General features: G+C 65.5%; 13 protein-coding genes. 10 read left to right on the forward strand and 3 right to left on the reverse strand.

Annotated elements, in window-relative coordinates; all coding sequences use genetic code 11:
* Window positions 1–23 precede the first annotated feature (23 nt).
* A complete protein-coding gene (locus QRN52_RS20300; protein ID WP_284755350.1) occupies window positions 24–1,436 on the reverse strand; it encodes an isochorismate synthase in 1,413 nt (470 codons plus the stop codon).
* Window positions 1,437–1,564: 128 nt separating this feature from the next.
* Here QRN52_RS20300 and QRN52_RS20305 point away from each other — a divergent pair, with 128 nt between their 5' ends.
* The 4 genes from QRN52_RS20305 to QRN52_RS20320 all read left to right on the forward strand — a co-directional run bounded on the left by QRN52_RS20305 (window position 1,565) and on the right by QRN52_RS20320 (window position 6,265).
* Entirely contained in the window at window positions 1,565–2,341 is a 777-nt protein-coding gene (locus tag QRN52_RS20305; protein ID WP_084784263.1) for a demethylmenaquinone methyltransferase, read from the forward strand.
* Window positions 2,342–2,363: 22 nt separating this feature from the next.
* A complete protein-coding gene (locus tag QRN52_RS20310) occupies window positions 2,364–3,761 on the forward strand; it encodes a geranylgeranyl reductase family protein (protein ID WP_284755352.1) in 1,398 nt (465 codons plus the stop codon).
* A gap of 9 nt (window positions 3,762–3,770) precedes the next feature.
* Window positions 3,771–4,874, forward strand: a complete 1,104-nt coding sequence (locus QRN52_RS20315; protein WP_284755354.1) for a polyprenyl synthetase family protein — start codon at window positions 3,771–3,773, stop codon at window positions 4,872–4,874.
* Window positions 4,875–5,359: 485 nt separating this feature from the next.
* A complete protein-coding gene (locus tag QRN52_RS20320) occupies window positions 5,360–6,265 on the forward strand; it encodes a hypothetical protein (RefSeq protein ID WP_284755355.1) in 906 nt (301 codons plus the stop codon).
* Window positions 6,266–6,418: 153 nt separating this feature from the next.
* Here the strand turns inward: QRN52_RS20320 and QRN52_RS20325 are convergent, their stop codons facing one another.
* On the reverse strand, window positions 6,419–6,841 hold the full coding sequence (locus QRN52_RS20325; RefSeq protein WP_284755357.1) for a hypothetical protein: 423 nt from the start codon (window positions 6,839–6,841) through the stop codon (window positions 6,419–6,421).
* 13 nt (window positions 6,842–6,854) lie between these two features.
* Window positions 6,855–7,526, reverse strand: coding sequence for a trimeric intracellular cation channel family protein (locus QRN52_RS20330; RefSeq protein WP_284755359.1), 672 nt, complete (start codon window positions 7,524–7,526; stop codon window positions 6,855–6,857).
* A 63-nt stretch (window positions 7,527–7,589) separates the two neighbouring features.
* Between QRN52_RS20330 and QRN52_RS20335 the strand changes: the two genes are divergently transcribed.
* The 6 genes from QRN52_RS20335 to QRN52_RS20360 form a co-directional block, all read left to right on the forward strand.
* Entirely contained in the window at window positions 7,590–8,288 is a 699-nt protein-coding gene (locus QRN52_RS20335) for a sirohydrochlorin chelatase (protein WP_284755361.1), read from the forward strand.
* A gap of 133 nt (window positions 8,289–8,421) precedes the next feature.
* Window positions 8,422–10,167, forward strand: coding sequence for a nitrite/sulfite reductase (locus QRN52_RS20340; RefSeq protein WP_284755363.1), 1,746 nt, complete (start codon window positions 8,422–8,424; stop codon window positions 10,165–10,167).
* Entirely contained in the window at window positions 10,164–10,880 is a 717-nt protein-coding gene (locus tag QRN52_RS20345) for a phosphoadenylyl-sulfate reductase (RefSeq protein WP_284755365.1), read from the forward strand. The genes QRN52_RS20340 and QRN52_RS20345 overlap by 4 nt, the downstream gene beginning before the upstream one ends.
* Window positions 10,877–11,863: a sulfate adenylyltransferase subunit CysD gene (gene cysD, locus QRN52_RS20350; RefSeq protein ID WP_284755366.1), complete on the forward strand. Its 987-nt coding sequence runs from the start codon at window positions 10,877–10,879 to the stop codon at window positions 11,861–11,863. The genes QRN52_RS20345 and cysD overlap by 4 nt, the downstream gene beginning before the upstream one ends.
* A complete protein-coding gene (locus QRN52_RS20355) occupies window positions 11,863–13,275 on the forward strand; it encodes a sulfate adenylyltransferase subunit 1 (RefSeq protein WP_284755367.1) in 1,413 nt (470 codons plus the stop codon). Before cysD ends, QRN52_RS20355 begins: the two co-directional genes overlap by 1 nt.
* 280 nt (window positions 13,276–13,555) lie before the next feature.
* On the forward strand, window positions 13,556–13,934 hold a 379-nt coding region (locus QRN52_RS20360; protein ID WP_350225165.1), incomplete at its 3' end, for an ABC transporter substrate-binding protein.

The following is a 13,934-nucleotide window of genomic DNA, read 5'->3' on the forward strand; positions in this document are numbered from 1 at the left end:
ATCGGAATCTGTGGGTTTGGGGCTTAGTTGCTGATCCCCAGCGACTCGAGCATCGGCCGGAATTTTGCCCAGGTCTCGGCCAGTTCGGCGTCGGGAACGGAGCCTTCCACGATCCCGCAGCCCGCGTAGAGGCGCACCGTCGTAGGACTCTCGATGATCGCGCCGCGCAGTGCGATGCCCCACTCACCGTTCCCCGCGGCGTCGAGCCACCCGACCGGTCCGGCGTATGGCCCCCGATCCATGTGCTCAAGCTCCCGGATCAGTTCCCCGGCAACCAAAGTAGGTGTGCCACACACGGCGGCCGTGGGGTGGAGCGCGTTGATCAGGGCCAAACACGTAGGGACATGTCCCTCTATATCGGCGAGCTCGGCCTTCACATCCGATGCCAGGTGCCACACATTGGGCAGTTCCAGGATGAACGGTTCGCTGTGGGCGTTCATGGCCTCGGAGAAGGGCGCGAGCTGGGTGGTCAGCGATTGGATGGCGATCTCGTGCTCGTGCCGTTGTTTCTCCGAGCCGGCCAGCACGCGTTCGGCGTATTCCAAGGGGGAGCCGTCCACGCCCTCGGCGTCGCGACGGTCCAGCGTCCCGGCCAGGACCCGCGCCTGTGCTGTGCGGCCCTCCACCTGGATGAGCATTTCCGGCGTCGCGCCCACCAAGCCGTCGACGCCGTAGGTCCAGCATTCGCGGTAACGGCTGGCCAGCTGCTGCAGCACTTTGGCGGCGTTGACGCCGTCGGGCAGCGTCGCTACGACGTCGCGCGCCAGGACCAGCTTCTCGAGCTTTCCGGTCCGGATTTCCGCGACGCCGTCGGCCACGGCCTGCTTCCACGCGGTTTCGCTCAGCGAGCCGCTCTCCAGCGTGACCTTCCCGTCCCCCAACTGGCTCGCACTTGTTGTCGTTATGGGCCCTCTAAACGACAACAACTGCGAGTTAGTTGGGTGCCCGACGCCGGAGCCTCCGGCCGCCGTAAGCTCACCGGCCGCTGACTCGCGTTCCTCCGGCTCGGGGCTAAGCCAGCCCGCCAGGGCGGCAAGGGCGCCCGCCTCGGTGAGTTCGACGTCGTCGAGCGTCAACTGGGTGAGCCAGGACTGCCCATCCCGGATCCCGACAACGATTTCCGGAAGGATCAAGCGGGATTCAAAATCGGACGTCTTGGAGAAGGCAAAGGAGCCAAATGCAACAGGGCCGGTGCCGGGGATCTCCAAGGGATCCGTGACGTCGGCCTCGATGACGAGGTGGCGCCACCAAATGTCGGCCTCGAGAAAGCGATCGGGCCCGGAAGCGGTGAAGCGCGCGAGTTCGCCGAAGCCCACCAGTCCGTTCTCTCGGCGGGACCAGCACAGGACGTCGTCCCGGACCAGAAACGACGGCAGCCCCCCGGAGGATGAATCAACATCGAGGGGGACTGTCAAGGTGCGGAGCGTACTCGTCATGATGGAACAACATTACTCCCGCGGGCAACGGTAGCCGCGCTGGCCGGAACGGGAACCCGGAGCGCGAACCCGGGCCGGACCGGAGCGCCCCGAAAGTTCTTCCCAAATTTGTCTGAGACAATTGCAGGGTGAACCGAGCATCCTTGGAAAAGCGTCCGGACGAAGTTGCGACGATGTTTGACGATGTCGCCCCCAAATACGACGTCGTCAACGATGTCCTGTCCATGGGGCAGACCCGGCGTTGGCGCCGCGTCGTCGTGGATGCGATGGATGTTCGGGTAGGCCAAAAAGTCCTGGATCTGGCTGCCGGTACCGGCACGTCCAGCGAACCGTACGCAGACGCCGGAGTGGACGTCGTGGCCTGCGACTTCTCGCTGGGGATGCTGAAGGTCGGCAAACGCCGCCGCCCGGACATCAACTTCGTTGCCGGGGACGCCACCAAGCTGCCGTTCGCGGACAACTCCTTCGACGCGTGCACCATTTCCTTCGGCCTCCGCAACGTCAACGAACCACACAAGGCCCTCGCGGAGATGTTCCGCGTCACCAAGCCGGGCGGACGCCTGGTCATCGCAGAATTCTCGGCCCCCGTGGTCCCCCTCTGGCGGACCATGTACACCGAATACCTCATGCGCGCGCTGCCCGCCATCGCCACCAAGGTCTCCTCCAACCCGGACGCCTACGTGTACCTCGCCGAGTCCATCCGCGCCTGGCCGGACCAGGACCACCTGGCCGCGTGGCTGCAGGAAGCCGGCTGGACCGACGTCAACTACCGCAACCTGAGCGGCGGCATCGTGGCGGTGCACCGCGCACAGAAGCCCGGTGCCGAACATCGGGAAAGCGTTCCCGTGGCCAAGCTGCGTCGGCAGATCAAGCCGCGCCGCCAAGCCGGCGATCAGTCCCGCTAACCGGCCTATTAACAAGGACGCTGTGAACGTACTGATAGTCGGCGCAGGGCCAGCCGGGTCCACCGCCGCGTACTACCTTGCCCAGGCGGGCATTTCCGTGACGGTGCTGGAAAAGACCAGCTTCCCGCGTGAGAAGGTCTGTGGCGACGGCCTCACTCCCCGCGCGGTCCGCGAAATCCAGAAGCTCGGCCTCCCGCACGCCGAGGACGAGGGGTGGCGCCGCAACAAGGGGCTCAGGCTCATCGCCGGAGGCCGCACCATTGAATTGCCGTGGCCCGAGGTCGCCGATTTTCCCACGTACGGACTCATCCGTACCCGCCTCGGATTCGACGAGGAGCTGGCCCGGCACGCCCAGTCGGCGGGCGCCGTCGTGCTTGAACGCCACAGCGTCACCGAAGCACTGCGCGACGACGCCGGGCGCGTGATCGGCGCGCGCGCCGCTTTGCTCGACGACTCCGGACGGAAGACAGGCGAAACGCGCGACTTCCATGCCGACGTTGTGCTCGCCGCGGACGGCAACTCGACCCGCACCGCCGTTTCGCTCGGCATGCACAAGCGCGACGACCGCCCGCTCGGCGTCGCCGTCCGCACCTACTTCACCTCGCCCCGCCACGACGACGACTGGATGGAAGGCTGGCTGGAGCTCCATTCGCCGGCTTCCCACGCCTCGCAAGCTCGGCGCGGTACCCGCGCCGTCTCTATTGGCAAGTCCGGCAAGCCGCTGCCCGGTTACGGATGGGTTTTCGGCGTCGGGGACGGAACGTCCAACGTGGGCCTCGGCATCCTGAACTCCTCCAAGGAATTCGGCAAGCTCGACTACAAGCAGGTCCTGCGCGAATGGACCGCAGGCATGCCTTCCGAGTGGGGCTTCACGCCCGAAAACCAGGTGGGGGAGATCCGCGGCGCCGCCCTGCCCATGGGCTTCAACCGCACCCCGCACTACTCGCCAGGGCTCATGCTCCTGGGCGACGCTGGCGGCATGGTTTCACCGTTCAACGGCGAGGGCATTTCCTACGCCATGGAGTCGGCCCGCTTTGCGGCCGAGTTCATTATCGACGCATCATCGCGTTCGCGTTCAGCCCGGTGGACAGCCGACGACGGCGACGCTCACCTTTCGCGCTACGCGGACTACGTGCGGGACCAGTGGGGTTCGCACTTCACCCTTGGCCGGATGTTTGCCACGCTGATCGGCAAGCCCGCCGTCATGAAACTCGCGCTACGGACCGGCATGCCCATTCCGGTGCTCATGCGCTTTGTGGTGAGGATGCTCGCCAACCTCACGGATGCGTCCGCCAAGGGTTTCGAGGACCGCGTGATCCGCGTCCTCGAGATGCTGGTCCCGGCCACATCCAACACCACGTCCCCCGCCGCTTCCACCCGTGCCGGCACCGAATCAACGCTTTCCACCGCGAAAAGTTAGGGTTAACCCGTGACTCACTCTGCCGAACACAGTTGGACGCACGCCGGGCACGGCCTGCCGGACACTGTCGAACCCGCTCCCACCACCACCGCGATCGCCACCGGCCTGCAGCTTCCCGCCGGTTTCGCAGCTATCGCCAAGGACGTGGAGCTGGGTCCTGCCATCACCACGAACCTTGCCCGAGTGGAAAAGAAGCTCCGCGAAGCTATTGCCAACTCGGACCCCCTGGCTGACGCAACGTCGCGTCACCTGGTGGAAGCCGGCGGCAAGCGCATCCGCCCGCTGCTGACCCTCCTGTGTGCCCACCTCGGCGACGCATCCCGTCCCGAAGTGGTCCAGGCCGCCGTCGTGGTTGAACTGACCCACCTCGCAACCCTCTATCACGACGACGTTATGGACTCCGCGCCCTACCGCCGCGGTGCCCCCACCGCACACGAAGTCTGGGGCAACTCGGTGGCCATCCTCACCGGTGACCTGATCTTCGCCCGCGCCTCGATCCTGGTGTCCGAACTCGGTTCGCGTGCCCTGGGAATCCAGGCCCGCACCTTCGAACGCCTGTGCCTCGGCCAGCTGCACGAAACCGTGGGCCCGCGCGAAGGCGAAGACGCGGTGGAGCACTACCTGTCCGTCATCGCCGACAAGACCGGTTCCCTGGTTGCGGCCTCGGGCCAGCTCGGTGCCATCTTCGCCGGCGCCGACGAAGCCTTCGAAGACGTGCTCGTGGAGTATGGCGAGAAGGTGGGCGTGGCGTTCCAACTGGCCGACGACGTCATCGACGTCACTGGTGTCAAGGTCAAGTCCGGCAAGTCCCCGGGGACAGACCTCCGCGAAGGCGTTCCCACGCTGCCCGTCCTCCTGCTCCGCAGGGCCGCCGACAACGGTGACCAGTCCGCCGTCGAACTCTTGAAACTGGTGGACGGCGACCTGTCGTCCGATGAGGCGTTGGCCCTGGCAGTCGCCGGGCTGCGCGAGCATCCCGTCACCGCCGAATCCTGGGTCATTGCGCGTCAGTGGTCCGCGGAAGCCATCGAGGCCTTGAAGCCGTTGCCCGAAGGCGTGGTCAAGGAGTCGCTGACGAACTTCGCCCACGCCGTGGTGGAACGCGCCAGCTAGTTTGGCGGCCCCGCAGACCCAACTGATCCCCACCGCCACCCGCAGACCCAACTGACTCGCAGTTGTTGTCGTTTTGACCCGTCATAACGACAACAACTGCGAGCTAGTTGGGTGGGGCGCGCGAAGGCCGGGCTTAAATGCAATGGCCCCGGTTCCTTGCAACGCTACGAGTCACGCGCTGCAACGAACCGGGACCATAATCTCCGTTGCATCAGACCCACCGGAGGCATTTAGTGAATCCGGTTACAGCATATGACAACTTTGTCACGGGTGCAACTTTCCCGGTCAAAGGGTTTTCCGGAGTTTTCGGGGAATTCTGCGCGCCGTCCTGACCCTCTTTAAATTCAAAATGGCCCCGACACGCCTGAGAAGGGGTGTGTCCGGCAGTTTATGGACCCAAAGAAGGTCAGGAAGGGCCAGCAAAGTTGTCCACATAGGGGAACCCGGAGCTACTGTCGCCTGAGCGATGCTGCTGGAGTGGCCACATGGATATAGTGCAATTCCTCCAGAGGCGGGGCGGTGCGGCCCGGACTGCGCAACTGCTTCGAGCGGGCTTTCCCAAGTCGGCGTTGGCCCAAGGGCTCCGCAACGGAACGCTCAACCTGTTGCGCCGCGGGATCTACACGATTGAGGGCGCGGATCCAGGCATCGTTGCTGCGTTAGCGGCGAATGGCGTCTTGACCTGCGTTTCGGCTGTTCGTTTCTACAATTTGTGGCAGCTGCAGGAGCCAGGAGGCGTCCAAGGACTGGGGAGTTCCCGGAGACCCGAGGCCATCCATCTCAGCTGCGGTAGCGGCCTAGTCCGGGACGGTGTGGTGGACCATGCCCGATGTAGGCACCCGGGGCATCCGTACCTTCCTGTGGCCGGCCTAGCTGATGTCCTTATCCACGCCCTGAGATGCCGACCCGAACTGGAATCCTTGGTAATTGTCCAGTCCGCAGTTAGCCGCGGGTTGATCACCACAGACTTCCTTAAGACGAAACTGCAAGGCAACCGCAACGGAGCAGCGAGGGCTGCGCTGGATCTTGTGCTGCCCAGGGCTGATTCCTTGCTGGAAGTGCTCGCACACACGCACTTTGTCCGGGCGGGCCTCCGGGTCCGGATGCATGTGGAACTGGCGGGGGTGGGGGAGGTGGACTGCTTGATCAACGAGTGCCTTGTAGTGGAACTCGACGGCCATACGCATCTGGAGCCGCGGCAGGTCAAGAAGGACCGGTACCGGGACAACGCCAGTGTGAAGGGTGGGCTCTTGTCGTTGCACTACTTCTACAAGGACGTGGTCCACCGTCCTAAAGAGATGGTCAACGAGGTCTTGACCGTGTTGCGGCACCGGGAAGTCGGCCGCTTCGCCCCCGCAAGATACGCGCCCGGGTGGGTGCCGCCGTCGTAATCCAGCAGCAGACTCCACCAAAGCGCGCGCCGTCCTGACCCTCTTTGGCACGAAAAAAGCCGCGACACACCCTGATCCAGGCGTGTCGCGGCTCCTCGAAATTCCAAGAGGGTCAGGAAGGCGTGGCGCCCACTAAAGCCCCCCCAAAAAACCCTAGTCTTCGTCGCTGAAAGCCCAGTCGAACATGTCGAACACGAACTCGGAGAACGTGCCTTCTTCGGATTTCCACTGGCCGCGGGCGTTGTTGCGGCGCCACACGATGGGATCGGGGACGCCGAGGTCGCCTACGCGGAAGCCCCAGGTGAACTGCTCTTCCTCGTCCTCCAGGAACATGAGGAAACCTTCGTCGTCCACTTCGAGCTCTTCGGGGTCCCAGAAGTAGTGGTACGCCTCCATGAGATCCTCGCAGCCACCGATCGCGAGGTAGAACTCCCGCAGGACCATGGGAATGGTGAACGAGTGGGCGGATAGGGCCTCGTCCAGCTCAGCGGCGGACAGCCCGTCTTCTTCCTGCCATTCGTCCTCGAGATACTTCGGTACAAGCGCGCGGAACTTCTCGAGGAACATGTCAGTCATGCTCCCATCCTAGCTAATCGCGGCCACGTGAATCGGCGCCCGAGGACACCCCGGCGCGGTGCCATCCCCGGACCGCGAGGGGCACCCGCCAACCGCGCCGCCAAGCCACCACCCGGAAGGCGAAAACCCAGGCGGCAATGACCCCGGCAGTAACCCCGTTGAAGGCGCCGATGTTCCAGAGCAAGGCCGTCAGGGCGGCTCCCGTTAGGGCCGGCAGGGCGTAGAGGTCCCGGGCGTTGAAGAGGGTGGGAATTTCGTTGGCCGTGATGTCGCGGAGCAAGCCGCCACCCACAGCCGTGGTGACTCCCAACAAGATTGCAGCCACCGGATTCATCCCGGCGGCCAGTGCCTTGAGCGTCCCGGTGATGCAGAACAAGGCCAGCCCGCCGGCGTCGAACAGTGTCAAGAGGGACGTGAAGCGCTGGATGCTCGAAAACAGGAAGTACACCAGCACCGCGGCCAACAAGGGTGGTAGCAGGTACACCGGGTTGGTGAACGCCGCGGGCGGGCCGGCGTTGATGACGATGTCTCGGATGACACCGCCGCCCAGACCGACCAGCGAAGCCAAGAGGAGCGAGCCGATGATGTCGAACTGCTTCTTGGCCGCGAGCAAGGATCCGGACACGGCGAAAAAGAAGACGCCGGCCAGATCCAGCCATACCAGCGCAAGGTCAAAAGTGAACAAATGCAGCTCCGTTCTTCGTTCACAGACGGGCGATCATGCTCGCCCAACGTTACGCTTGCACGCATGAACAGCCCCGTCTTGATCGCGTGCGCCCACGGAACCCGGAACATCGAAGGGCAAGCCGCTATCCGCCAGGTCTTGGCCGAAATCGAGGCTTTGCGCCCCGGCCTGACGGTCGTGGAGGCCTACGTGGACGTCCAGGAGCCCGAGTTGGGCGGCGTGGTGGCCGGCCTCCCGGAAGGCACGCCCGCCGTCGTCGTTCCCTTGCTGCTCAGCACCGGCTACCACGTCAAGGTGGACATCCCCAAGGCGATCAAGTCCCGTCCGGAGGTGTCCGCGGCGCCGCCGCTGGGGCCGGATCCGCGGCTCGCGGAGCTGCTCGCCGCACGGTTGCGCGACTCGGGCCTGGGCGACGACGACGGCGTGCTGCTCGCCGCCGCGGGCTCGTCGCTGCCGGACGGTTCCGTCGATTCGGAAGAGCAGGCGCGCCAGCTCGCCGAGCTGCTGCCCAACAAGGTGCGCGTCGCCTATGGCGCGAGTGCCGAGCCGAACGTGCCCGACGGCGTCGCGGCCTTACGCGCCGAACTCACCGACGACGGCGGCCGGGTGGTGGTGTCGTCGTATCTGCTCGCCACGGGCTACTTCCACGACCAACTGTCCAAGGCCGGAGCCGACATCGTGACGGCGCCGCTGCTGCCCTCTCCGGTCCTCGCGGAGATCGCCCTGGAACGCTACGACGCGGTGGTTGCCGCGCGCTCCTGAACTGTTCTTTTGGATGCATAGCCGAGCCGGTCCCACAAGGTCCGTCGGCGATTCGTGACGAAATGTTTCCCTAGGTGACTTTCCGTTTCCCGGACCTTTGTTACGCCTCTCTGGCCAGCCCTACAGTCGATGCATGACTGATACAGCTCTAGCCGGAGCGTCTGCGGACGAGGCTGCACCCAAGCGCCCGGCCCGCACCGCCCGTCCTGCCGCGAAACCCCACGGCCAGTGGAAAGTCGACGGCACCGCGCCGCTCAACGCCAACGAAACCTGGAAGCAGGAAGACAACGGGCTCAACGTCCGCGAGCGTATCGAGTCTGTCTACTCCAAGCACGGCTTCGACTCGATCGACGGCACGGACCTGCACGGCCGTTTCCGCTGGTGGGGCCTCTACACCCAGCGCAAGCCCGGGATCGACGGCGGCAAGACCGCCACGCTTGAGCCGCACGAGCTTGAGGACAAGTACTTCATGCTCCGTGTGAGGATCGACGGCGGTGCGCTCACCACCGAGCAGTTGCGCGTCATCGGCCAGATCTCCGTGGACTTCGCCCGTGGCAGCGCCGACCTGACCGACCGCCAGAACATCCAGCTGCACTGGATCCGCGTGGAGGACGTGCCGGAGATCTGGCGCCGCCTCGAATCCGTTGGCCTGTCCACCACCGAGGCTTGCGGCGACGTCCCGCGTGTCATCCTGGGCTCCCCGGTTGCCGGCATCGCCAAGGACGAGATCATCGATCCCACGCCGCTGATCCACGAACTCGCGGAACGCTTCATCGGCGACCCCGAGCTCGCCAACCTGCCGCGCAAATACAAGACCGCCATCACCGGCCACCCCTCGCAGGACGTGGTCCACGAGATCAACGACTTCGGCCTGGTCGGCATGGTCCACCCGGAACTCGGCGTCGGCTATGACCTCTGGGTGGGCGGCGCGCTTTCCACCAACCCCATGCTTGCCAAGCGGCTCGGCGCATTCGTGAAGCCCGAGGAAGCCGCCGAAGTGTGGCTCGGCGTCACCAGCATCTTCCGCGATTACGGTTACCGCCGGATGCGCACCAAGGCACGCCTGAAGTTCCTCATGGCCGATTGGGGTCCCGAGAAGTTCCGCCAGATCCTTGAGGACGAATACCTCGGCTTCAAGCTTTCCGACGGCCCCGCAGCGCCCAAGCCCTCGACGCCCGGCGACCACGTCGGCATCCACGAGCAGAAGGACGGCAAGTTCTTCATCGGAGCCACGCCCTTGGCCGGTCGTCTCTCCGGCAGCCAGCTCGTGAAGCTCGCGGACACCCTCGAAGCCCGCGGCTCCTTCCGCCTGCGCACCACGCCGCACCAGAAGATCGTTGTGCTGGACGTCGCCAAGGAGCAGGTGGAACCGCTCGTCGCCGAACTGGACACCCTCGGCCTCTCCGCCCGCCCGTCCGTGTTCCGCCGCGGCACCATCGCCTGCACCGGCATCGAATTCTGCAAGCTCGCCATCGTGGAAACCAAGGTCACGGCAGCCACCGCGGTCGCCGAACTGGAACGCCGCCTGGCCGACCTCGCGGACAGCGGCCAGTTGCCCCAGGCGCTGTCCCTGCACATCAACGGCTGCCCCAACTCCTGCGCCCGCATTCAGACCGCGGACATCGGGCTCAAGGGCATGATGCTGCCAACGCCCGACGGCGACCCCACCCCGGGCTTCCAGGTTCACCTGGGCGGCGGGCTGGCTTCGTCCAACCGCGAAGAAGCAGGCCTCGGACGCACCGTGCGCGGCCTCAAGGTTTACGTCGAGGACCTGCCCGACTACGTAGAGCGGGTAGTCCGGAAGTTCGTGGCCGACCGTGCCGAAGGCCAGACCTTCGCCGAATGGGCACACTCCGCAGATGAAGGAGATCTCCAGTGACCACCAGCACCCAGCTCCGCTCCCACGACGAACTCAAAGCACTCGCCGAAGCCGGTGCCGCCGAGCTCGGTTGGAACGCGCCCGCCCGCGACGTTATCGCCTGGGTTACCCGCAACTTCGAACTGCCCGCCGTTGCCGTGGCCTGCTCCATGGCTGACGCCGTGCTGCCGGCCCTCGTGGCTGACCAGCTCCCCGGCGTCGACGTCCTCTTCCTGGAGACCGGCTACCACTTCCCGGAAACCTACGCCACACGCGACGAGGTCGCCGCGAACCTGCGCGTGAACATCGTGGACGTGCTCCCAGAGAACACTGTGGAGCAGCAGGACCGCCTTCTCGGCAAGGACTTGTTCGCCCGCGACGCCGCCCAATGCTGCGCGCTCCGCAAGGTCCAGCCGCTGCGCCGGACCCTGGCTGGCTACGAAGTATGGTTCACCGGTGTCCGCCGCGACGAGGCCCCCACCCGGACCAACACGCCGCTGATCACCTGGGACGAGGCCAACGGCCTGGTCAAGGTCAACCCGATGGTCGACTGGAGCTTTGACCAGTTGGTCCAGTACTCCGAAGACAACATCCTTCCCGTCAACCCCCTCCTGAGCCAGGGCTACCCGTCCATCGGATGCCAGCCCTGCACCCGCAAAGTGGCCCCGGGAGCGGACCCCCGCTCCGGCCGCTGGGCAGGAACCGACAAGACAGAATGCGGACTACACGTATGAGTACCCAAATCACCAACGAGGACCTGGAGTTGTCTGTGCTGGAAACCGACGCTGCTGAGACGCCGACTGCCGCCCAGGCTCTGCGGTCGGCCCGCCTCTCGTCTTTGGACACGTTGGAATCCGAGGCAATCCATATCATCCGCGAGGTTGTTGCCGAGTTCGAGAAGCCTGCGCTGCTGTTCTCCGGTGGCAAGGATTCCGTGGTCATGCTGCACCTGGCCACCAAGGCGTTTTGGCCTGGCAAGGTTCCGTTCCCCGTGCTGCACGTGGACACCGGCCACAACTTCCCCGAGGTCATTGACTTCCGTGACCGCACGGTGGAGCGCCTGGGTCTTAAGCTCGTGGTTGGCTCCGTTCAGGAGTTCATCGACCGCGGCGAGCTCGCCGAGCGTGCCGATGGCACCCGCAACCCGCTGCAGACCGTGCCGCTCCTGGATGCCATCCAGCGCAACAAGTTCGACGCCGTCTTCGGAGGCGGCCGTCGCGACGAGGACAAGGCCCGTGCCAAGGAGCGCATCCTGAGCCTGCGGGACGAATTCGGCCAGTGGGATCCCCGCAACCAGCGCCCCGAATTGTGGAACCTGTACAACGGCCGCCACACGGTGGGCCAGCACGTCCGTGCGTTCCCGATCAGCAACTGGACCGAGCTGGACGTGTGGCGCTACATCGAGCGCGAAGGCGTTGAACTGCCCGGCTTGTACTACGCCCACGAGCGCGAGGTCTACGAACGCGACGGCATGTGGCGTGCGGTGGGTGAGGTTTCCATGCCGAAGCCCCACGAGGAAGTCGTCACCAAGCTCGTCCGCTACCGCACCGTGGGCGACATGTCCTGCACCGGCGCGGTCGTTTCCGACGCCCGCACGGTTGCCGACGTGGTTGTCGAGGTTGCCGCATCCACACTCACCGAACGTGGCGCCACCCGCGCAGATGACCGCATCTCCGAGGCAGCCATGGAAGACCGCAAGAAGGACGGCTACTTCTAATGAGCACCGAAACCGCACTCCTCGAGACTGGCCTGCGCGAATCCACGTTGTTCCGCTTTGCCACCGCTGGATCCGTTGACGACGGCAAGTCCACCCTGGTGGGCCGCCTGCTGCACGATTCCAAGGCGATCCTTGCCGACCAGCTCGACGCCGTCGCCCGCACCTCGGCGGACCGTGGCTTCGGCGGAGCAGGCGCCACCGGCAGCCAGGCGATCGACCTCGCCCTCCTGACCGACGGCCTTCGCGCCGAGCGGGAACAGGGCATCACCATCGATGTCGCCTACCGCTACTTCGCCACCGACCGCCGCAGCTTCATCCTCGCGGACTGCCCCGGCCACGTGCAGTACACCAAGAACACGGTGACGGGCGCGTCCACTGCGGATGCCGTCGTCGTACTCATTGACGCCCGCAAGGGAGTCCTGGAGCAGACCCGCCGGCACCTGTCCGTGCTGCAGCTGCTGCGCGTGGCGCACGTCATCGTGGCTGTGAACAAGATCGACCTCGTGGACTTCAGCGAGTCGGTCTTCCGCGAGATCGAGACCGACGTGCAGAAGGTCGCCCGCGAGCTTGGCTTGGGCAGCGATGGCATTGCCGACGTCGCGGTCATCCCGGTGTCAGCACTCGACGGTGACAACGTGGTGGACCGCTCGGACCGCACTCCTTGGTACAGCGGCCCGGCCCTGCTCGAGGTCTTGGAAACCCTTCCGGCCGCCGATGAGCTTGAGAGCCACCTGGAGAGCTTCCGCTTCCCGGTCCAGCTGGTCATCCGGCCGCAGGGCGCGCTGGCTCCCGACGCCGTCGCCGCAGGGCTCGACGTCGGGGCGTACCGCGACTACCGTGCCTACGCCGGCCAGATCACGGAAGGAACCGTGAAGCTCGGCGACAAGGTCACCGTCCTGAGCCCGGGCCACGAGCCACGGATCACCACCGTGACGGGGATCGACTTCGCCGGCAGCGAGTTGGCTGAGGCCACTGCTCCGCAATCCGTGGCGATCCGCCTGGCCGATGAAATCGACATCGCCCGCGGTGACACCATTGCCGCGGCAGGGACGGTGCGCGAGAGCTCGGCCGACCTTTACGCGGCGCTGTGCTGGCTTTCGCCGAAACCGCTGCGCGAAGGTGCCAAGGTGCTCGTGAAGCACGGGACCCGTACCGTCCAGGCGCTGGTGCGCAATGTGACGGGCAAGCTGGACCTGGCCACGTTCAACGTCGAGGCCGCCTCCAGCCTTGAGCTGAACGACATCGGCAACGCCCAGCTTCGACTGGCCGCGCCGCTGCCCTTGGAGAACTACCTGCACCACCGCCGCACGGGCGCGTTCCTGGTGATCGATCCCGTGGACGGCAACACCTTGGCCGCCGGTTTGGTGAAGGACCACCCGGGCGACCATGAGGACGAACGTTACGTCATCTGACCCTCCTGTGACTGGAACCGCAGCTTGTTTCCCAAACCCCCGCCTTCAAGGCCCGGGATGGGAAACAAGCTGCGGTTTTTTGCATTGGAACCAGCCGAATTGTGACGCCGCATGAACGTGCGTGACCCCGGGTTTCCGGATCATTGAACGGCAAATATGACAGTCCCTATGGTGAATCCATGACCTCATCGGATTGGTCCTTGGCTGCCCTTTCGGGGCGATGTCGCGGGGCCTGATACACGCCCTGCCCGTTCCGCAACACATCCCAAGGATTCCCAACATGTCAAACACCCCAGAACCCACGCCGCCCGGCTCGAACCCGGGAACCACGCGCATCGTCGCGGGCGAGAGCAGCAAGCCCAAGCGCCGCCGCACGCTCGAGATCGGCATCGCCGTCGGGCTCGTCCTGCTGATCGGTGCCGGCGCCGCCGTCGCATCGGTCGTCGCGAAGAACAACGAAACCCAGGCCGCGGCCTCGACGTCTCCTGCCGCCGAGCTCCGGCTCGGCTACTTCGGCAACGTCACCCATGCCCCGGCGCTGGTTGGCGTGAGCAAGGGCATCATCGCGGGCAAGCTGGGCGGCACCAAGCTGAGCACCCAGATCTTCAACGCCGGACCGGCCGCGGTCGAGGCCCTGAACGCCGGCGCCATCGATGCCG

The organism is Arthrobacter sp. efr-133-R2A-120 (assembly GCF_030209835.1).
Classification (GTDB): domain Bacteria; phylum Actinomycetota; class Actinomycetes; order Actinomycetales; family Micrococcaceae; genus Arthrobacter.

Coding starts and splice junctions, on each gene's coding strand:
- QRN52_RS20300 (WP_284755350.1), bottom strand. CDS start 1,436: ATGACGAGTACGCTCCGCACCTTGACAGTCCCCCTCGATGTTGATTCA.
- QRN52_RS20320 (WP_284755355.1), top strand. CDS start 5,360: ATGGATATAGTGCAATTCCTCCAGAGGCGGGGCGGTGCGGCCCGGACT.
- QRN52_RS20325 (WP_284755357.1), bottom strand. CDS start 6,841: ATGACTGACATGTTCCTCGAGAAGTTCCGCGCGCTTGTACCGAAGTAT.
- QRN52_RS20335 (WP_284755361.1), top strand. CDS start 7,590: ATGAACAGCCCCGTCTTGATCGCGTGCGCCCACGGAACCCGGAACATC.
- QRN52_RS20340 (WP_284755363.1), top strand. CDS start 8,422: ATGACTGATACAGCTCTAGCCGGAGCGTCTGCGGACGAGGCTGCACCC.
- cysD (WP_284755366.1), top strand. CDS start 10,877: ATGAGTACCCAAATCACCAACGAGGACCTGGAGTTGTCTGTGCTGGAA.
- QRN52_RS20355 (WP_284755367.1), top strand. CDS start 11,863: ATGAGCACCGAAACCGCACTCCTCGAGACTGGCCTGCGCGAATCCACG.